The 18,460-nt window shown below is 61.4% G+C and carries 18 protein-coding genes and 1 pseudogene; 11 read left to right on the top strand and 8 right to left on the bottom strand.

Annotation, left to right across the window (positions count from 1 at the left end):
• Both ACODTW_RS27720 and mobF read left to right on the top strand, forming a co-directional pair.
• Positions 1 to 291: hypothetical protein (locus tag ACODTW_RS27720; protein WP_488949436.1), on the top strand; the 291-nt coding region annotated here is incomplete at its 5' end.
• Positions 288 to 3,410 carry a MobF family relaxase gene (mobF, locus tag ACODTW_RS27715; protein ID WP_488949435.1) on the top strand — a complete coding sequence of 1,041 codons (3,123 nt, stop codon included), beginning with the start codon at positions 288 to 290 and terminating at the stop codon, positions 3,408 to 3,410. The genes ACODTW_RS27720 and mobF, both read left to right, overlap by 4 nt.
• A 4-nt stretch (positions 3,411 to 3,414) precedes the next feature.
• Here the strand turns inward: mobF and ACODTW_RS27710 are convergent, their stop codons facing one another.
• Both ACODTW_RS27710 and ACODTW_RS27705 read right to left on the bottom strand, forming a co-directional pair.
• Positions 3,415 to 3,627, bottom strand: coding sequence for a hypothetical protein (locus ACODTW_RS27710; protein ID WP_488949434.1), 213 nt, complete (start codon positions 3,625 to 3,627; stop codon positions 3,415 to 3,417).
• Positions 3,628 to 3,965: 338 nt separating this feature from the next.
• Positions 3,966 to 4,547 carry an ImuA family protein gene (locus tag ACODTW_RS27705; protein WP_488949433.1) on the bottom strand — a complete coding sequence of 194 codons (582 nt, stop codon included), beginning with the start codon at positions 4,545 to 4,547 and terminating at the stop codon, positions 3,966 to 3,968.
• A gap of 341 nt (positions 4,548 to 4,888) precedes the next feature.
• Here ACODTW_RS27705 and ACODTW_RS27700 point away from each other — a divergent pair, with 341 nt between their 5' ends.
• Entirely contained in the window at positions 4,889 to 5,302 is a 414-nt protein-coding gene (locus ACODTW_RS27700; RefSeq protein WP_488949432.1) for a ribbon-helix-helix domain-containing protein, read from the top strand.
• 13 nt (positions 5,303 to 5,315) lie between these two features.
• Here the strand turns inward: ACODTW_RS27700 and ACODTW_RS27695 are convergent, their stop codons facing one another.
• On the bottom strand, positions 5,316 to 5,492 hold the full coding sequence (locus ACODTW_RS27695; protein ID WP_156344767.1) for a hypothetical protein: 177 nt from the start codon (positions 5,490 to 5,492) through the stop codon (positions 5,316 to 5,318).
• A 137-nt stretch (positions 5,493 to 5,629) separates the two neighbouring features.
• On the opposite strand from ACODTW_RS27695, the gene ACODTW_RS27690 reads away from it, so the two are divergent.
• Complete coding sequence (locus ACODTW_RS27690) at positions 5,630 to 6,502, top strand: endonuclease/exonuclease/phosphatase family protein (RefSeq protein ID WP_488949430.1); 873 nt, start codon at positions 5,630 to 5,632, stop codon at positions 6,500 to 6,502.
• Positions 6,499 to 6,717, top strand: coding sequence for a hypothetical protein (locus ACODTW_RS27685; RefSeq protein ID WP_488949429.1), 219 nt, complete (start codon positions 6,499 to 6,501; stop codon positions 6,715 to 6,717). The genes ACODTW_RS27690 and ACODTW_RS27685 overlap by 4 nt, the downstream gene beginning before the upstream one ends.
• Before the next feature lie 68 nt (positions 6,718 to 6,785).
• Here the strand turns inward: ACODTW_RS27685 and ACODTW_RS27680 are convergent, their stop codons facing one another.
• The 4 genes from ACODTW_RS27680 to ACODTW_RS27665 form a co-directional block, all read right to left on the bottom strand.
• Entirely contained in the window at positions 6,786 to 7,118 is a 333-nt protein-coding gene (locus tag ACODTW_RS27680) for a hypothetical protein (RefSeq protein WP_488949427.1), read from the bottom strand.
• A gap of 136 nt (positions 7,119 to 7,254) precedes the next feature.
• Positions 7,255 to 7,875 carry a hypothetical protein gene (locus ACODTW_RS27675; protein ID WP_488949426.1) on the bottom strand — a complete coding sequence of 207 codons (621 nt, stop codon included), beginning with the start codon at positions 7,873 to 7,875 and terminating at the stop codon, positions 7,255 to 7,257.
• A 56-nt stretch (positions 7,876 to 7,931) separates the two neighbouring features.
• Positions 7,932 to 9,995, bottom strand: a complete 2,064-nt coding sequence (locus ACODTW_RS27670; RefSeq protein WP_488949424.1) for a matrixin family metalloprotease — start codon at positions 9,993 to 9,995, stop codon at positions 7,932 to 7,934.
• A gap of 370 nt (positions 9,996 to 10,365) precedes the next feature.
• Positions 10,366 to 11,394 carry an endonuclease/exonuclease/phosphatase family protein gene (locus ACODTW_RS27665; protein ID WP_488949423.1) on the bottom strand — a complete coding sequence of 343 codons (1,029 nt, stop codon included), beginning with the start codon at positions 11,392 to 11,394 and terminating at the stop codon, positions 10,366 to 10,368.
• A 182-nt stretch (positions 11,395 to 11,576) separates the two neighbouring features.
• On the opposite strand from ACODTW_RS27665, the gene ACODTW_RS27660 reads away from it, so the two are divergent.
• The gene (locus ACODTW_RS27660; RefSeq protein WP_488949421.1) at positions 11,577 to 11,873 is read left to right on the top strand and encodes a hypothetical protein; all 297 of its coding nucleotides are present in this window, start codon (positions 11,577 to 11,579) and stop codon (positions 11,871 to 11,873) included.
• Positions 11,874 to 11,939: 66 nt separating this feature from the next.
• On the opposite strand, the gene ACODTW_RS27655 is transcribed toward ACODTW_RS27660, so the two are convergent.
• Positions 11,940 to 12,176, bottom strand: coding sequence for a hypothetical protein (locus ACODTW_RS27655; RefSeq protein WP_488949420.1), 237 nt, complete (start codon positions 12,174 to 12,176; stop codon positions 11,940 to 11,942).
• Positions 12,177 to 12,422: 246 nt separating this feature from the next.
• Here ACODTW_RS27655 and ACODTW_RS27650 point away from each other — a divergent pair.
• The 5 genes and pseudogenes from ACODTW_RS27650 to ACODTW_RS27630 form a co-directional block, all read left to right on the top strand.
• Positions 12,423 to 12,707, top strand: a pseudogene (locus ACODTW_RS27650) (hypothetical protein); the annotation flags it as partial.
• A gap of 346 nt (positions 12,708 to 13,053) precedes the next feature.
• On the top strand, positions 13,054 to 13,815 hold the full coding sequence (locus tag ACODTW_RS27645) for a hypothetical protein (protein WP_488949419.1): 762 nt from the start codon (positions 13,054 to 13,056) through the stop codon (positions 13,813 to 13,815).
• A gap of 388 nt (positions 13,816 to 14,203) precedes the next feature.
• Positions 14,204 to 16,267, top strand: coding sequence for an AAA family ATPase (locus ACODTW_RS27640; protein ID WP_488949418.1), 2,064 nt, complete (start codon positions 14,204 to 14,206; stop codon positions 16,265 to 16,267).
• Positions 16,268 to 16,544: 277 nt separating this feature from the next.
• On the top strand, positions 16,545 to 16,733 hold the full coding sequence (locus ACODTW_RS27635; protein ID WP_488949417.1) for a hypothetical protein: 189 nt from the start codon (positions 16,545 to 16,547) through the stop codon (positions 16,731 to 16,733).
• A 51-nt stretch (positions 16,734 to 16,784) separates the two neighbouring features.
• Positions 16,785 to 18,449: a recombinase family protein gene (locus ACODTW_RS27630; protein WP_488949415.1), complete on the top strand. Its 1,665-nt coding sequence runs from the start codon at positions 16,785 to 16,787 to the stop codon at positions 18,447 to 18,449.
• The last annotated feature ends 11 nt before the right edge of the window (positions 18,450 to 18,460 follow it).

Below are 18,460 nucleotides of genomic sequence, written 5' to 3'. Positions count from 1 at the left end.
ACCTCCAGGTCTGACCCGGCGCCAGCGCTCCTACACCACGCACGGGGACGTGATCACCTTGACGACCAGACAAGGCTTTGCCGGGAAAGGGAGCAAAAGTTCATCTCCCTGATCGACCACCTGGCAGCCGCCCTGAGCCCGTTCATAAATGAGAGGGAGCATAGCCCAGAGGTTGCAGCGGTCACCCTGGAACGCTTAGCAGATAGCCAGTTGGTCATGCTGGAGACGTTGAAAATCCTTAACGAGGACGTGTCCACCGTGCGCTCCATCCTTGATGGAGACAGGTCGTGACAGTTGGCTTCACAACCATTCGCGATGTGCTTTATCCTGTCCGCGAGGCCAGGCAGTACTATGCGGCCCAGCTCGCGGACGTCCTGACGCCAGAAGGAGGAAGCGCCTCTTCGCTCAACCCCGCCCCTACAATCGACGAGCAACAGGATGCAAAGCACGACGACGAGGGCAACGGCGACGAAGAGCCTGGGGAGTGGTTGACCATCGGATCAGCCGTTGCGATGCCAACCGGGGCCGTGAAAGACTTGCTCCCCTTCCTTGCAACCATGGCTGGGCGATCACCGGACAACAGGTTCAAGGTTCTAAGGGCTGGGCGACCTGGCCATGTCCCCGGCGTTGATCTGACCTTTTCTCTCCCCAAGAGCTTATCGATCTACCTGGCAGCGCTTGAACAGACCGGCAACGCCCACATCGCCATGCAGATCAGGGCAGATGTCCATGCCGCCATTCGGGAGGCGCTGGAGATCGCATATAACACCGGTACCTTCGTGGCCCGCCGCGGCAGTGCGGCAAGGCACACACTAAGGTTGGAACGGGTCGATGGCATTCCGGCAACACTTTGGCATCACCGGACCGCACGCGCGAATGACAGCCCCGATGCACGCAGGGCCGACCCTCAGGAGCACTGCCATATTTACATTCCCAACCTAGCCCGGCGCAGGGATGGCACCTGGGGAGCTATCGACCGCAGGCGCATTCCTGACGACAAGATGATGATTGGCTCACTGTTCCGGGCCGCTTTAGCAGCACGGCTCTCGGCCCGCGACCTCCGCCTCCGCGCCACAGGTAAGGGACAGTTCGATCTGGCCCTGCCGATCAGCTGGATTCAGCTTTTCAGCTCCAGGCGCGCCGAAATCCAGCGCCTAATGCAAGAAGCCACAGGTGAGCAGCGCACGGACACAAATTTGGCGGCCTTAGCCACGCGCATGGCAGTGTCCTCCAGGGGCTCAAAGGAGCTTCTACCACCGCTAACCGCGTTGAAGGCCGAATGGACGCAGCGCCTAATGGGGCATGGCGTTCGATGGACGGATATCGTCCACCGCGCTGAAGCAAGCCATAAACATTCCACACCGACGATAAGCGACCTCAATGATGATAATCTGATTTCGGCAGCCTGCACCTCCATCATGACCCGCCGCCAGGTGAGGACAGCCGTTGCCGGGTTGGCCTGCAGGGATGGTTCGCTTGGCGCCCTCGACGCCATGCGCCGAGCCGACGACATCGTCCAGCGTCTGATACCCCTGGGTCGGCAGCGCGAGGCAGAGTTCTTTTGTTCGGCGGAGCTGCTGGCCCGCGAACGGCGCGTCCTTCAATGGTCACATAGCCGGCAGGAAGAGGCGCCACGTCTGACTTTGTCCGACGCGACGCAAGCCATCGGCCGAGCAAACAGGAAATTGGATGCCCGATACGGAAATGGTGCCAGATTGTCGGCGCGACAAGAAACCGACGTGACGCGGCTGTTGACGGGCGCTGGCGGCGTCAAGGTGCTACGCGGGGGAACTGCTAGTGGCAAGTCGACGGTACTGGCGGCTGTCGCGGAGGCTTTTCGCACGGCGCGCCATCTCGTCGGCTGCTTCTTACCGAACCTCAAGGCTGCAAAGCGCACCAATCAGGAAAGTGGCGAGACGGCAAGTGACATCAGCAGATTTGCCGAGGCCCTGAAGACCGGCAAGACGGTATTGGGAAATCAGCACGTTCTTATCGTGGACGACGCCCATCTGATCCCCTTGGAGCCGATGGAGCTCTTGCTGGAACATGCGCATGCTGCCGGTGCCAACGTCATCGTTGCTGGTGACGACAGGATGGTCGACGGCATCTATCAGCATGGATTGGCGTTTCGCGCGATGCTGGCGGTCGATCCTGAATTTCGGCCGCCCTTGCCCAACCAGGACATCAGCCCCGATATCCGTCTGCCGAGCCTGGAGCTTGCAGCCGGCCGGCCTGTGCAGGCGCTGCTTGGCCTCGCTGGCGCCGGACGGGTTGATTTGGTCGCCAACGCCAACGACGCATTGATGAAAGCCGCGGATTTGGTCGCGGATTGGATCATCGACGACATGGCGAATGGCAAATTACCCGCCGCCGCCTTCCGTGACAATCTGGTGATCTGCGCGACCAACGCCGAGGCCCGTGCCGTTGCCGAAGCGGTACGGAAAAACCTGCCGTTCGCCGACATGTATCCTTCCGAAGAAGTTGTCATCGCCGTTGCTGGCGGGGAGTTTGGCCCCAGCTCTCATAGAATGCGCATCCGCAAAGGCGACCGCGTCGTCATTCATGAGGCGCATGGCGATCTGGGGCTGGTCAGCGGTGATGTCCTGACCATCGAGGATGTCGACCAGGATTATAACGGTGCCCCCATCATCACGGCGACCCAGGAGCCGTACGGGCGCAAGGTCATCATCACTGGCGATGACCTCGTCGTCAAAGGCGAGCGTCGCGGGCGACGGCGGGTGCGATTGCAGCACGCTGTCGCGCGGACTGCGACCGGGGCCCGCAATCTGATGGTCGACCGGGTGGTCATCGTCGCCACCAAGCCGTTGGACCGGCAGCGTGTCCTCGCTTCTCTTGCCCACCATAGAGTGGATTGCCGTATCCTGGTTGTTCCTCAAGGGTCCGCACCCAAGGATAAGGAACGGTTCGTTCAAGCCTGGGCTGACGAGTCCGGGCTCGCTTTTCGGCCACGCTGCGTTGCCAGCCTTTTGGATCAGGAAGAGTTGGTGACCTGGATCCGGAAGGGCCTTTTCAAGGGTATAGCGGTTGGCGGGCCGGTGACGGTGAAGCACCCCGACTTGAGCAATGCCAAATCAATCCAGCAGAGCTCAGCGACCTCAGCGCTGGTCACCCAGCCGGCAACAGCGCTGAACGGGGACAGCATGTTCGCGAAGCTGCATGCCAAGATTACCGAAATCGGCCAGGCTGTCAGAAAAATCCGAGAAAACCAGACCAGGAGAGACGAACGGTTTGCTGCATTGGTCGCCGAGTTCAACGCAACCAAGGAGCGCCGTCAGGCAGCGAAAGACCAACCACAACCTAGGGCAGTATTGATGCTCGAGAGAATGCTTACAGCAGCCACGCCCGCTGCCAAGCCACCTGGGCGGGATGATGACCCTACACCGGACTGATATCCTACATCATCGGAACGAATTGTCCCTGCGCGATCCAGGACCAGAACGTCTCCGGCATGCCGCAGGTCAAGCCCGTGGCAGTGACAGCCATGAGGATCATCCGTCTTATGTCTGTGGTCGTCACCTCTTGATCAACGGCGAGGTCGAATTCATGTGTCCCGTCCGCGAATTCCCGTCGACAGCGGGCGATGCCCTGCTCGACGAGGATCAGCATGCGCGTGCTGTCGATATCGTCAACCCTATGATGTCCACCTCCGAGACCCGCAGGCCGGCACCATAGGAGACGCCGAGCGCCGCCTTGTATTTGATCCCCGGCGCTGCCTCAAACAATCGGGTGGCCTACTCGACGCTGCGCACACCCGGCAGCTTGGATTGTAGCGGGTGACGATCAGGCTGCGGGCCAGATCGGGGCGACCCAGCGTCACGCTGAAGAAAAAGCGCAGCGCCGAGGCGGCGCCATTGATGGTCGCCACGCCGATGCCACCCGCATGTGCGCGGCCAGGTTCGACAGCTCGTGAAGGCGCAGTTGGTCGTTCGGGCGCCGGCGCAGCGTCAGGGCCAGATGGGCCCGGTCAACGTAGACACCCGCCAGCGGGTGACGGCGGATGTCGGCTGCCCGAAGTCGGCGGCGTCCGCCTGCCGACGCCAGCGGCGCAGCGCGATGCCGATGGTCTGTTTGCCTTCCACCGCCAGCTGGAGGCGCCGCGACGCGGTCATGTTCAGCGCCGCGACCTCCGCCACGACGGCCCCCAGGCTGCCATGGCGCAGTGCCTCCTCGGTACAGGCCAGCACCGTCTTGTCATCGCCGGCCTCTACGTAGATGACGCGGTCGGGCGGCAGGCCGGCCTGGGCCAGCGACGGGGCGAAGAGGTCCGGCTGAGTGCATATCCAGAAGACCGGCCCCTCGGTACGGGCCGCAATGCCGGCGCTGAACAGCGCCGCTGCCGCGCCGTCGACGGTTCCCGGCCCGCCACCCGCCACCTCGTGCAAGGCACCCAGGGCCAGCCCGCCGCCCGGCAGCTTAGCGTCGAGGACGGGCAGCCCAAAAGGCAGCACGCCGCCTTCCTGGCGGGACTGGCCTTCGATCTGGGCGATTTGCGCGCGCAGGGACGCTATGGCGGACGCGTTCCGCAAGGAAGGCTACTGGAATAGGTTTGTTCCTTATATGTTCTTTTTTAGATTGGGAGAGTCAAGCGGCCTGTTTGCAGGGGGAGGGCGCGTAGGGTTGTTTGAAGGTAGGTGATCGAGAGGTGGGCAGGGCCGCGTTCGCGTAATGGCCGTCGCCACGGCGCGTGGAGCGGAAGTCAGCCGTCCCAAGCGCTTTTGCTCCCAACTGCCACCAGCGGGGAGATTTACAATCCCCGCCTGATTTGCGGCCCTCGCTTCTTTATCCCCCCGACCAGCGGGTCAAAGGGTGAAGCAGTTCACCACCCGATATTGACTCGATAGGATAACATATAAGAAGAAACACAATTATGGAGAGTCAGATGCCGCCACTAAGCCGCCGTCGCACGACTATCACCAACGATGATCCCGCGCTGGACGAAATGAGGCTGAGCCAGGCGTCTGAAATCCATAACGTCAACGTTGCCGGCAAACGGACCAGCCTTCGGCTGCGCGGAAGCGAATGGGAAAGCCTGCGCCTCATCGCCCACCGTGAGGGATGCGACCTCTCACAGGTCGTAACGGAAATCGACAAGCGCCGTGGCGACACGTCCCTCGCCGGTGCGTTGCGGCTTTTTGCGATCGCCTATTTCCGCGAACTGATGCGTCTCAAGGAAGATGTTGCAGGCGTCCGCCCGGTCCAGATCCTCCAGGCCCTGTCAGAGCCTCAGGACAATATCGGGGCGGAAGCGGTACGTGGCGACCGCGACCTGGTGCCGGCCTGAACCACGGCGATGATCAGCCCCAGTCCCAGATCATCGGCCTTGCAGGTTTGGCGGCGGAGACATGTTCCTGTATCGGAATCGGGGCGGGCCTCCGGCGCTTGACGGCGACCAGCCGGAAGGGACTGCCGACAAAGTCCTCCCCCGATATGGCATGCGGCACCACCGCGCGGCTCTCCTCGACTTCGTCCATGGCGATCTCCGTGTCATATGTGGATTATAGAACAAATAAGGAACAATTGCCAAGCGCCCGGAAAATCGCCCCCCGTGGTTGAACGGTCATGGAATAATCGGTAGCCCTGGCTCTACGCCATCGCCTGGGAGATCCGAATGCGCCGCCTGCCCGCCCTTCTCGCCGCCATCCTGGCCGCTACGTTGCCGGTCGCCGCACTGGCGAAGGACGTTAAGGTTGCCACCTGGAACATGGGTTGGCTGACACTGAGGGCCGGCGAGATCAACGGGCCGAACGCCGACCCCAAGCGGGCAATCTACCAACGCACGGACGAGGACTTCGCTAGGTTGCGCGGTTACGCGGCCAAGCTTGATGCCGACATCGTTGCCCTGCAGGAGGTCGACACCGTCGAGGCGGCCGCCAAGGTCTTCGATCCGAACGAGTACACGGTCATCCTGGGTGACGAAACGGATTTCCAGCGCGCGGGTTGGGCCATCCGCAAGTCGGTCAAGTTCACGCGCATGCCGGACCTGGCCGCGTTGGACCTGCTGGACGGCCAGCCGAGGAGCCTCCGCAAAGGCGTCGAGGTCGTGTTCCATCTGCCCGGCGGCGACCTGCGCGCACTGGCCGTCCATCTGAAAAGTGGCTGCTTCTCTCCGAAAAGCCAGAACGACGCCTGCCCGGTCATCGCCGAGCAGATGCCCATCCTGTCGAAATGGATCGACGCGCGGCAAGCCGAGGGAACATCATTGCTGGTCGCTGGGGACTTCAATCGACGGCTGCGCGACGAGGACCCGCTCTGGAAGGTGCTGGACAATGGCCCGTCGCCGCTGAAGCTGGCCACGGCGGGCAAGGCCAACCACTGCTGGGCGGGCGAGTATCCCGAGTTCATCGACCAGATCATCCTTGGCGGCCCCATCGCGCGCCGCGCCAAGGACGGTTCCTTCGGGGTCCTGGTCTATACCGAAACATCCAGGGACGATAAGAAGCGGGTCAGTGACCACTGCCCTGTTTCGATCAAGATCCGATGAAGTTTCCGCCTCGTATCTCCCGCGCAGCCAGTGCGCTGGCAATCGCGTCCATCGCCGCCTTCATCGGCGGCGTCGCTGCGCTGTTGGCATCTGCTTTTTGGATGACGTCGGTGCTTCTGCCATTGGGGATCGCCGGCATCGTTGGCGGATGGCTGCTGTTCGAACTGTCGATGCAGCGCATTGCCAGGGATAACGGCATGGATGTCGGTAGATGATGGTAGCAGCTGTCTTTCAAGGTTGGTCGGTTAATGGGGGCTCTACAGCCCCCATCTGTGCCGTGGGTTCACTGGACGACAACCCAGCCTGAATCAGCCCGCGTGAACTTCATCTGCGTCGTTCCGCCCGCGTTGTTGAGAAAAGGTCCATCAACGCGAAGCGTAACCGTACAGATGAAGACGGTGCTTCCATCGACCTTGGCGCAACTCAGCTTTTTGAATTCATGCAAGACGATCTGCTGCCCACCCCCGGCGGCTTTGGTTGCCTCATTCGCCCTGTCGAACTGGGCTTGAATGGCATTGCGCATATCATCCTCCCCCGGCTCACCGTTGCCGCACCCCGCCATCATCAGCAGCGGCACCAGGGTCAGCACCCGGCAGTATTTCAGGATATTGCTCATTTTATGTCCTTCAGTCGTGGTCAGTGGTCGAATTGAACCGGCCCCGCTTGCGTGGTCATCGCCAGGGCCGTCGGGACGTTGTGAATGCGGTGGTCGAAAGGCAGCCCTCGGCTGCAACGTCTGGGGCCTGCCTCAATCAGCCGAACGAGTGGCCGCAGGTCTTGAGGTTCTTGGCGAACTCGTCGTAAATCGTTTCCACCAAGTCCTCGTGAAGCCCGGAAACAAGGGTTTCACGGCGCGAACCGTAGACGAGGTAGATGCAATAGCCATATTGGCGCACGAAGTCCGCATTGGCGACTTGGCTGGCGTTCTGGGTACCGGCGGTAAAGGCCCCAGCCACGCCGGAACCATAGTAGACGGCCGACGGCGTCTCCTTTCTCGGCCTGGTCAAGCCCCATCCAATGGACCGGACGTGAGCAACATCGAAAAGTTTCTTTGCCTCAGGGATAGCGATCCGGTTGGCGTCGATCTCAATTCGGGTCGTTGCGATTTGCTTACCCGCCTTAAAGAGCAACCAGATAATATAGCACACGCCCACCAAAGGCATGATTGTTGAAATAAAGGCCAGACCGGAATATGGATCTGCTGCTGACGCAATAATGATCGGCAGAATGATCAGGAAAATTACGCAAAGAAAGATTTTACTCCTCCTTGTCTGCTTTACGAATACATCCATGATGATCTTGTCACCTTCCTTCGTGGTCTTGAAATCATAGATCGGCTCAGCGGCCTGCGGCGGGCGGGCGGAATCAGACATTTGATGCACATCCTTGTAATGAGGTTTCTGAGGGCTGGGTCGCGGCGGCGCACCGATCAGCCGGAATAGGTCCAGTCCAGGCCCAGGTCGCTGGTGGCGGTCAGCAGGCGGCCCTCGCTCTGGCCGTACATGAGATAATGGGTCAGGGGATTGACACCGGCGGCCTTCAGGTCGGTGTTGGCATCCAGGTAGGCGCTGACGTCCAGGTAGGCCGACGGGTCGCGGCCCTCGCGCCAGCCGTAGTTCATGAAATGGGCCCAGGCGTCCATCCCTGCCGCCTTCACGTCGGCGTTCTTGCCCAGGTAGTAGGCGCTGTCAAACAGCGGAGTCAGGGACCGCCCTTCCGCCTTGCCGTAGGCCAGGTAGTGATCATAGCCGCTCCGCAGGCCGCCGCCGGCGACTGCGGCCGCCACGTCGGGGTTGGCGGCCAGGTAGCCCACCTCGTCGTAGAGCGGGTTGGCCCGGGCGTCGATGGCGGCCCGGCCCTCGGCCTGGCCCCACTGCTGCCAGTGGGCGAAGCCGCTGGACAGCGCACCGCGGGCGACGGCGGCCGCCACGTCGGGGTTCTTGGCCAAGTAAAAGGTTTCGTCGAACCCGCCGCCGAGCTTGACGTCGGCGTTCATCCAGAGGCCGACCTTGCCCCCGTCGTTGAAGGCAAGGAATTCGGTGCCGATGTAGGTGTCGGCACCCTCCGGGCCCATGACCTTGAGGCTGCCATCCGTTTGGCGGGTGATCGTGTGGATGGCGCGCGACCCGGCCAACCCGGCGACGTCGATGCCGCTCCCGCCGTCCACGATGTTGTTGCCGCTCCCGGCGACCACCCGGTCGTTGCCGGCACCCAGGATCAGGCGGTCGTCGCCGGCCCCGCCCCAGATGCTGTCGTTGCCGGCCCCGCCGCTGATCTCGTTGTTGACGGCGTTGCCGTTGATCCGGTCGTTGCCGCTGCCGGCGCGGACATTCTCGATGGTGCCGACGATGCCGAGATTGTTTTCGCCGGTATAGAGCATCGCGGCGGTCTCGGGGCTGTGGTAGAGCGTAGCCGTGTTGACCAGCTTCTCGGCGGTCGTCACCCGCAGATTGACGCTCGACAGGCTGTTAGGGGTCATGTCGACGGCAGACCGCATGGTCGAGGCGGACAGGTCGATCGTGTCGACGCCGCCCGCGTCGTAGAGCGTCGTGCGGAAGGCCGTGTCCTGCGCCCAGGCGTAGGTATTGTTGCCGGCGTTGGTCGCGGTATTGGCCCCGTAGAGGTGCTGGATGGCCAATACGTCGAGGATCTTCAGGTTGCTGTCATCGACCATCAGGGCGCTGCCGGCGGCGGTGAAGCCATAGGTGTTCTTGCCCACGTCGTCATAGGCCATGACGGTCAGCAGCTTGACCTGGTAGTCGGCGGACAACTTGATCTGGTTGTCGAACGGATGGGAGATGCCAAGAGCGTGCCCGATCTCATGGATGACGACATGGGCAATGCCGTTGTACTCACTCGTGGTCAGCCCGTCAGTGTGCCAGCGGTCAAGTCGTTCGTTGTCGATGCGGATGTCGCCCGCAGCGGGCAAGAATGTGACAGAAATATTCGAACCGTACACAGCACCCGGATAGGCCCCAAAGCCAGCGGCGAACTTTTCGGCAGCGGAGAAGTTATCTGTGCTGAAGCTCAACGTCTTACCGATGTTCTCGGTGGTCTCGGTAAAGGCGACGTTGGCGACAGCGGCCCATTTCGCCAGCTGTTCAACGACGATCTGTTTCTCGATGGTGTTCATCGGTCGGAATCCGGAGACGGCGCTGCTGCCTGTCTGGGCGAAGCTGTATTTCAGCTCGACACCGGTGCCAACGCCGATCTCCGAGTTCAGCATTTCGAGGTAGGTGAGGCCCTTGCCCGCCGCCTGGTCGAAGTTCCAACGGGAGCCACCGGACATGGAATTGCCAGCCGCATCGGTAACGCTGCGATAGGCCAGGAGGGCCCGCAGGTCAACGCCGGACAGGTCGTAGGCAGAGACGCCGGGAATGGTCGTGGTCAGGGCGGTCGCGGCCTGGGGCTCGGGGTCGGACAGGGCCCGAGCAGCGCAGCACGGGCAGCCGCTTGGGTGGATGGATAAATGGTCAATCTCGTTGGTAGGCAAGGCTTGTACCCCTTTGCAAAAGGACAAGCGCAACCGTCCGCCGCCGGCCTGGCGCCGGGACGGTAGATACGTACAGCAAAGGTTGCACGCCCAGCCTATTCCCCCCGCCCGGGTAGCTACTCCCAGGCGTTGGTGGGGTGTTTTATTCAGCTGGCCGCCCGACATAGGGGCTGTGCCTTTGCTTCACGCGCAGTTGCGCCCCCACCTCCGGTATCTAGCCGGGTGTAGGTGGTACATAATATGCCACGGATGGGAACGCAGATGGAACAGGTTTCCATGGGGGAACGGCCTCATCCAGTCACGAGACGGCGGCGACCGCGCAAGTCTGCGATCTGTCGGCGAAGCTGGATTCTCGGCGTTTGGTGATGGCTTAGTCGTCGTCCGCGCCGGTGACGACCATCTGGAACAGCACTGGGCTGTGGTCCGAATAGACCTGGCGGAAGGCGTTATGGTCATATTCCGGCTGGGGACCGCCTGGGTACGGCCCCGTCCCGAACTGCGGCCAGCGATCCCTCATCGCATCGACCAGGCCGACCACCTTGAAGCCGAACGACTGGTCGATCTCCCGGTCGGTTACCGCAGGGCGGTAGAGGACATGGTCGTAGGGCTTGGGCCCGTTCACGTTCGTGTTGGTGGAAACGCAGGTCGAGTTCAGGGAACGGTATCCCGGGGGCATGGCTTCGGCCAGTTCCCCGCAGTCCTGGATGTTCGTGTCCCCGACGATGAGGTAGTCGCGCTCCGGCTTCCCGGCCTGGCTGTCGATCCACTTGGCGATCGAGGCGATCTCGTGCCGGCGGCGTTCTCGCCCCGCCGGGTTGGCATCTGGTTCCAGGTGGGCGGACACCAGCACGAAGTCCAGCGCTCCCGAGCAGCTTCGGAACGGGAACGCGAAGGGAACCCGCTCATAGTCGGGATGGTTCGACCGGTCGGCCGCCAGGAAACCGCCAGGCAGGTCGATCGCGGGAAGCGCCGCCTGCGGCTTGTAGAAGGCCACCCACCATTCGGTGGCATTGGAATTTACGTGGATTTGGTCGCCTGTGCCGGTGTCCTCCTCGGACATCGTCCAGGAGAAGCCTCGCCTGCGCATCGCCTCGAAGTAGGCTGCCGCCTGGGGATCGGGCTTGTAGGGATCCACGGTCCCATCCAGGTTGGGCGGGAAGCTGCCGGCGAAGGGCGGCGCCACCAGTTCCTGGACGAGGACGATGTCCTGGTCCTTCACCAGGTCGGCCAAGCCGTCGTTGTCCCGCTTGGCGGAGGATCCCAGGAACTGGATGTTGAAGGAGGCCAGCCTGAGGGGATCGGAAGGGCAGGCAGGCTTGCCCGCTGCGACACCGGGGACGGCAGCCCAGGCCAGGAGGGCGGTTGCAAGGAGGACGGACCGGAATCGTCTGCAATGCATCGTGGCCCCCAATGTTCACGAGGGACAGGCTGTCATACATAAGCCTTATACAGCATTTATGTTGAATTTCCTGTGACGTCATTCACTATATCCGCGCGAGGCGGCTTTTCCTCATGGACTGCCGAACATCCGGCAATCGGCATTGCGACGGTCCTTCGTTGCGGCCATGGAGAGGATGGACCATGAAGCGGATTCTCCATGCCGGCCTGCTGGCGGTCCTGGTGTCCATGCCGGCGATCCCGGCCATGGCGCTCAGCCAGACCGACGAGCAGATCCGGCAGGCGCTGGTCCAGCAGTCGATCGCGAGCTACCCGGGGAACTGCCCCTGCCCCTACAACACGGCTGCCAACGGCAGCCGGTGCGGGAAGCGGAGCGCCTACAGCAAGCCGGGCGGCCATGCGCCGCTTTGCTTTCCGGCGGACGTGACGGACAAGATGGTCGAGGACTATCGGCGGGCGAACTGGGCCAAGCCGAAGTGACGTGCAGGCAAGTGCTAATGGATAATGGTCGCTAGACGACCATCGAAAATTAGCAATATAATTACATTAATCTACTAGGCAGTGATATCGACCAACATCGATAGCAGCTTCGACAAATTTCTTCGCAGTTTCCCTATCCATTATGACAGTCTTCCCATCAACCTTTAGATAAATACTATCCTCACCGACACCGCCTGGGATCTTGCACCCTGAATAAAATGACGATCGTCCAAATTCCACTTCCAATTTATATTTACCGCCCTGATCTCGGATAACCTCTTCAAAATACATAGTCGTTGCCATGGCACACCTCTTGATCTGTGACTGTTATTGATTACAGAGAAACTAAATGGTTAGCTCAAGCTACCTTTTGGGAGAACTGAACTGCCAACTGGTGCAGCTTAATCCCCTTCCCTCCGATAAGACGCTCAAGACCAGCCGCCGTGGTTGTCACTGCTTGCTCGGGCGTGGGAACACCCTCCCGCCAAAGCATAAGCAGTTCGCTACGTGTAAGTTCGAGCTTCAGTTTATGAACCCTATACCGGCGACAAAATGGCCGCCAGTATTATCCTGCCCTGGGTCCATAGGGTCATTTCCAACCAAAAGACATGGGCACTTGGCGCATATCACAGCATCCGCCCCAAGCATATTCAGGCCGATCTCGATTAATTCGTCTTGCGATTCAACCGCCGGTCAACGCCCCACGCCGAATTCAAATCCCCGCTGGGCATAGCAATCGTCGGCAACCCAGCCACTTACAATATGTTGATCAAAACCGGCCACCCAGGTACGGGCCACTCGTTAAAATACAAATACATCAAATTAAAACAATAACACTAAATCCTTCTGATTATATCCTGATAGACAGTTTGGCTAATGCTTCCGCCATCGAGAAGCTCCATGAGGTGCTTACTCAAAGCATCAAGCTTAACTCCCCGATGAACAAGACGACGGACTGCCTCCGCACGGGGAGGGAGATCCTCCTGACCACGGCGCCAATCATCAATGTCCTTCAAAATCTCGTCATCCATATGGACATGAACGCGCTGCATGATCTGCTCCGAGGTGCAAGGTGTGCCTTTTTAGCCTTGACGGGACCGAATGGGAAGCATACATATAAGCACATAAGGCACACCTTGCGCCTTATACCCACTCCTCTCGAACACGAAAGCAAGTCACCATGCCGATTCAAACCAACTCCTCCTTCATTCTCCCGCAGACTGTCGAACTCCTGATGAGCCAGAACATCGACCGTTTGCGCAATCTCACGATTCACCCGGATCCTATCGTCCCGAAGTCGCACCTGCGTGCCTACGGGGTGATCACGTCCGCGGTCCGGTCGGATGGCCGCATTCTGGAGATGGCCGTTGTCGAGGCATTGAAGGCCGTACCGCATCTCACGGTATTCCAGGCCCCGGCTATCTTCATCCCTCCTGAGGTCGATCAGTTCGTCTCCGGTAGCATCAGCCATGATGCGCTCATGCAGTCAGATCTGCACTATGCGGACGGTACCGGCCGCAAGATCGCACCCGACTTGCTGATCCTCGATGCGGCACGCAAGGCGATCGACATCTTCGAACTTAAGAGGGGGTTCGCCAAGACCGACGCCGGCAAGACCCGGCAGACAGTTCGGGATATGCGCTGCTTGAGGCTGATCGGCAAGAGCTATGCCGAGGTCATGCTGAACACAAAGGTCGTCGAGTCAACCGCCGCTGTCTGCGCAGTGCACGGGGCGTCGGCAGTGCCGCCGGACCTTCGGGTCAGCCTTGAGCAGCTGGAGGCGCGGTACAATACCATCCTCAGGTCCGTCATCGAGAACACCTACCAGGAATTCGGCCGGCGCCTGGAAGCTTTGCTTTTCGAGCAGGCGTTGGAAGATGACCTGTCGAGCCTTATGGCAAGCTTCGAGTTCGTCCCGCCCAGTGCCGGCCTGATGGGCTGATGGGCTGATGGGCTGATGGGCTGATGGGCTGATCGCCGCCAGTTTCATCTCATCCTACATGTGTATCCTGTATTGAGTTCCACTTCACATCGCTGGCCGCCGTGATCGTCCCTGAAAACCCCGAAAGGGAAGGGGATTTGATCACCAAGAGCGTTGCCTCGCGTCACATTCTGGGACTCGGTCGCCGGCCCCTGCTGCCGCGCTCTTTTTCTGGACCGTGATCTTCGACACGACCCTCTTCCCCCCATAAAGCACGCCGCCGACGCCAGACAGCCGGCCATTGCCCCCCCCATGCCTGCATGGCCGGGCGTGCCCTCCCGACACCCCTTCGCGCCGCCCGCCGACCATCCGGCGGGAACACCCCTCCTTTATCTGTAAGAGGCCAAACATGAATGACAATGCCACCACGGGCCCGAACACCCTGGCCGTCATCGCCAAACAACACAACGCCAGGGCTGCCGCTTCCCTCGAAATGGAGCAGGCATCACGCCCTTCTCCCACAATCACGACCGGAGACTGTGCCGCCGCGTGGGCGTTGCTGGATCGCGGCCTGGCCGCATCCCCGCGGATCGCGGACGCGCTGGACAAGGGCGGCTGCCTCATCATTGTTGAGGTGCCCGCACAGGACTGGCTGCGGCCTGTCCGCGAAACGCTGAAACTCTACCTTTCCGGCCCCCTGGAATTGGACGATGCGCCATTCACCGCCATGCTCGAAGCCCTGGCTCTCGGTGACGACGAGGAAACTGCGCTCCCGGAAGTACCCGACACCCAAGCTCGCCCGGAATGGGTATGGTTCTGCGGGTCGGCGGAGAAAGATAAGCAATGGAACGCGTCGGACATTGATATCATGACGACAGCGTTGGGAAGCGGCAAAGGCGCCATCGTGTTGGCCGCCCGGCTGGATAGCCTTCCGGCCTCCGTCAGGCTCACCGCCGATCACCATCTGATCCTTCCAATTCTGGACGGTGCTGCCATGACGGTGGCGGCCCATGTGCTGACGGGGCATCACCCTGCCCTCACCATTGAAGACCGTCTTTGCACCTGTCTCACCCCGGACATTCTCCGCGTGTCACAGCGGCCCGGAGAAGACGGCGATGCCTGGCTTCAGCGTCTCCGGTCATTTGCAAACCGCGCATCGGAAGTCATCCCGTACGACGGTCCCAAGCTGGTCGATCTTTACGGCATGGATGATGCCAAGCGCTGGGGCATTAGCCTGGTCCAAGATCTCAAGGAATACCTGGCCGGACGATTGCCGTGGAAGGAGGTCGATAGGGGTTGCCTGTTGGTCGGTCCTACTGGCACGGGCAAGACCTCCTTCGCACGGATTTTGGCGGGTACCACCGGGCTGCCGCTTGTGACCGGGTCGCATAGTGAATGGCAGGCGGCAGGGCACCTTGGTCTTATGCTGGCGGCAATGCGCAGTACGTTTGAACAGGCACGGGCGCAGGCCCCCTGCATCCTGTTTATCGATGAGGTTGACGCCTTCCCGGATCGGCAATCCCTGCGGATTAATCAGCGGGACTATAGCATCCAGGTCGTCAATGCCCTGCTTGAGGCGACCGACGGCACCCTCGCGCGGGAGGGGGTTGTGCTGCTGGCGGCGGCCAACAGCCTGTCGGTCGACCCGGCGTTGGTCAGGCCCGGTCGGCTCGACCGGGTGATCATGGTGTCCCTGCCCGATGACCAGGCATTGGCCGGAATCCTGCGCCAGCACCTCGGTCCCGACAATCTCCCCGGTGTCGACCTCCTACCCTACGTGGCGGGCATGACCGCATCCGGCGCTGAAGCCGAATTGTGGGCGCGGGGCGCCAAGCGTCAGGCCCGTCGTGCCGAGCGCCCGATGACGCCTGACGACCTGCTGGCTCATATCCCGCGTCCTGAAACCGTTTCCCTCGCCTTGCATTTCAGGGTCGCCGTACATGAGGCGGGTCATGCAATCGCCGCCGTCGTCGAGCTGCCGGGCCAGGTCCAGATGGTCAAGGTTCAGGGCCATTGTGCCGGCGTTCAGTTCGAACTAAGCCAGTTCGACACCGAAGCCGACGCCCGTGCTCATATCCGCATCCTGTTGGCAGGTCGCGCGGCAGAGGAGCTGTGCCTGGGAACCGCAGGTTTCGGGTCCGGCGGTCCTGCACACAGCGATCTTGCTCGCGCCACCAGCCTGGCAGTCGCCGTGCTGGCTGGCCATGGGTTCGGTGACCGACTGCTGTGGCTTGGCAACGCCATCCCCGAAAATACCCATTGGTTCTTGTCGGCTCACCCCTGCTTGGCGGAGCAGGTCGGTCACTTGCTGGCGGAAGAGTATGAACGGGTGTTGGCGCTTCTACGACCGCGCCTGCCGGTCGTCGACAAGGTGGCGTCCATCCTGGTTGAGGATGGAATCATGACAGGTGCCGAGCTCGAAGACCTTGTCGCTTCCATGCCCATCGGCACCGAATTGGCACCCTGCCGGTAATGCTGATGGAAAGGGGCCGACCATATGGGTCGGTGGCTGGCTGGTACCAAGTGGCGACGTTCGAATGGAGGCTTCGTGCCCCTACGCCCCGATATCCAAATGGGGGCGCCACAGATGGTCGGATATCGGCACCACGCCAAGCCCCAATCCCACATGCACTAAGCACATATGTGGGTCGCATTCTGTGAATGTCAGATGAGGGATGGGCCGGTCCTGGAGGCTGGAGCATATGGCCTGGGGAGAGGGCGCATCGTGCGCCCCAGGTTCAAGGTGCCACATGATCCATCTCCGCCTCGCCGTTCCACCTCCTGCCAACGACGGCAACCAGACGCCGCTCGACGTGTATGCCGATAGGCTTGATCCTGCGATCCTTGTCGTGGCCGCCGCCCTCGGTCGCAAGATCGCCCGCGATCTGATCGCTGCGGCGACCTCGAACGACCAGCGCCCCCAAACCGACAAAGTATGATAGCCTTCCTTCCAGGAAGGTTGCTCCCCCACCCCCGCAAGCCGGTGACTCATGAGCCTCCGCACCGCTATCTATGCCCGCTATTCCAGCGATCAGCAGAGCGCCTCCTCTATTCAGGATCAATTCCGCATCTGCCGCGAACAAGCGGCCCGCGATGGCTGGCAAGTGATCGGCACCTATCAGGACGCCGCCATCAGCGGCGCATCCCTGACCTTGCGCCCCGGCATCCAGGCACTGCTCCAGGACGCACAAGCCCGCAAGATCGACATCGTGCTGGCCGAGGCCCTAGACCGTTTGAGCCGTGACCAAGCCGACACCGCCATCCTGCATAGGCAGCTCCAGTTTGCCGGCGTCAAGATCATCACCCTAGCGGAAGGCGAGATCAGCGAGTTACACGTGGGCCTTAAGGGCACCATGAATGCATTATTTTTGAAGGACTTAGCAGCAAAGACTCATCGTGGCTTGCGGGGACGCGTCGAAAAAGGCAAGGCCGGCGGCGGATTGTGCTTCGGCTATGATGTCATCAAGGAACTCGGGCCGGACGGCGAACCTGTCCGCGGCGGTCGCCGCATCAATGAGGCGGAAGCGGCGACCGTCAGGCGGATTTTCGAAGAGTTCGCCCGGGGTGTCAGCCCCCGAACAATTGCCGCCAACCTGAACAAGGATGGTGTCCCCGGGCCCAATGGAAAAGCCTGGGGCGACACGACCATCCGTGGGCATGCAATCAGAGGAACAGGCACGCTCAACAACGAGCTCTATGCCGGCGTGCTGGTCTGGAACAAGGTCCGCTATATCAAGGACCCGACGACCGGCAAGCGTGTCCCCCGCCTGAATCCAGAAAGTGCCTGGATCAGGACGGAGGTGCCAGACCTGCGGATCGTGGATGATGAACTTTGGCAAGCGGTGCGTCAGCGCCAGCAGGCTTTGGCCATCCAGTACGAGCCGGCCATAACCGCCGTCCGCGCATCGCATGCCAACCGGTTGAACGACAGGCACCGGCCCAGCTTCCTGCTGTCCGGCCTGCTCAAATGCGCCTGCTGCGGCGACAATTACGGCATCATCACCTATGATCGCTACGGCTGCCTCAACCGGTACCGACGCGGCACCTGCGAGAACAGCCACACCGTCAAGCGCCAGGAGATCGAAGCCCGCGTGCTGAACGGGCTACGCCACAATCTGGTTTCCCCCGAAGCCGTCGAGACGGCCATCAGGAATGGGGTTGAACTTGCCAACCGGTCCAACCGTGAACTGCGCGCCCGTCAGTTGGATGATCGGCAGGCACTGGCCAAGGTGCAGCGCGGCATCGACGCCATCACGGCGGCCGTCGAGGACGGGCTTTACCAGCCTTCCATGAAGGCCCGGCTGGCGGACCTGGAACAGCAGAAGCAGCTGCTTGAGGCCCGGCTATCCGAGGCACCGGCCGTCATGCCCGATATCCATCCCAACGTCGCCGGCCTCTACGCCAGGATGATCGAGCGCCTGACAATGGCGCTGGAGGATGACACCACGCGGGGCGAGGCTATCGAGGCGATCCGATCGCTGATCGACAAGGTGGTGATTGAGCCCGGCGCCCGGCGTGGCGAAGTGCAGGCTGAACTTCACGGCAAACTGGCTGAGATCCTGAACGCAACAACCCGTCCAGCCGAGGCTGGACGGGTTGTTATAACGTCGGTGGATGCGGGGGCAGGATTTGAACCTGCGGCCTTCAGGTTATGAGCCTGACGAGC

This window comes from Niveispirillum sp. FG148 (genome assembly GCF_057809655.1).
The sequence above is the reverse complement of the archived record's forward strand: the minus strand, read 5'-3'. Positions and strand labels throughout refer to the sequence as shown.

Bases quoted from the DNA above. Each gene is read 5' to 3' on its own strand.
- ACODTW_RS27685 (WP_488949429.1), top strand. From the start codon at position 6,499: ATGAAGTTTCCGCCTCGTATCTCCCGCGCAGCCAGTGCGCTGGCAATC.
- ACODTW_RS27695 (WP_156344767.1), bottom strand. From the start codon at position 5,492: ATGGACGAAGTCGAGGAGAGCCGCGCGGTGGTGCCGCATGCCATATCG.
- ACODTW_RS27640 (WP_488949418.1), top strand. From the start codon at position 14,204: ATGAATGACAATGCCACCACGGGCCCGAACACCCTGGCCGTCATCGCC.
- ACODTW_RS27680 (WP_488949427.1), bottom strand. From the start codon at position 7,118: ATGAGCAATATCCTGAAATACTGCCGGGTGCTGACCCTGGTGCCGCTG.
- ACODTW_RS27710 (WP_488949434.1), bottom strand. From the start codon at position 3,627: ATGCTGATCCTCGTCGAGCAGGGCATCGCCCGCTGTCGACGGGAATTC.
- ACODTW_RS27700 (WP_488949432.1), top strand. From the start codon at position 4,889: ATGGAGAGTCAGATGCCGCCACTAAGCCGCCGTCGCACGACTATCACC.
- ACODTW_RS27675 (WP_488949426.1), bottom strand. From the start codon at position 7,875: ATGTCTGATTCCGCCCGCCCGCCGCAGGCCGCTGAGCCGATCTATGAT.
- ACODTW_RS27655 (WP_488949420.1), bottom strand. From the start codon at position 12,176: ATGGCAACGACTATGTATTTTGAAGAGGTTATCCGAGATCAGGGCGGT.
- ACODTW_RS27630 (WP_488949415.1), top strand. From the start codon at position 16,785: ATGAGCCTCCGCACCGCTATCTATGCCCGCTATTCCAGCGATCAGCAG.
- ACODTW_RS27645 (WP_488949419.1), top strand. From the start codon at position 13,054: ATGCCGATTCAAACCAACTCCTCCTTCATTCTCCCGCAGACTGTCGAA.
- ACODTW_RS27690 (WP_488949430.1), top strand. From the start codon at position 5,630: ATGCGCCGCCTGCCCGCCCTTCTCGCCGCCATCCTGGCCGCTACGTTG.
- ACODTW_RS27660 (WP_488949421.1), top strand. From the start codon at position 11,577: ATGAAGCGGATTCTCCATGCCGGCCTGCTGGCGGTCCTGGTGTCCATG.
- ACODTW_RS27635 (WP_488949417.1), top strand. From the start codon at position 16,545: ATGATCCATCTCCGCCTCGCCGTTCCACCTCCTGCCAACGACGGCAAC.
- ACODTW_RS27665 (WP_488949423.1), bottom strand. From the start codon at position 11,394: ATGCATTGCAGACGATTCCGGTCCGTCCTCCTTGCAACCGCCCTCCTG.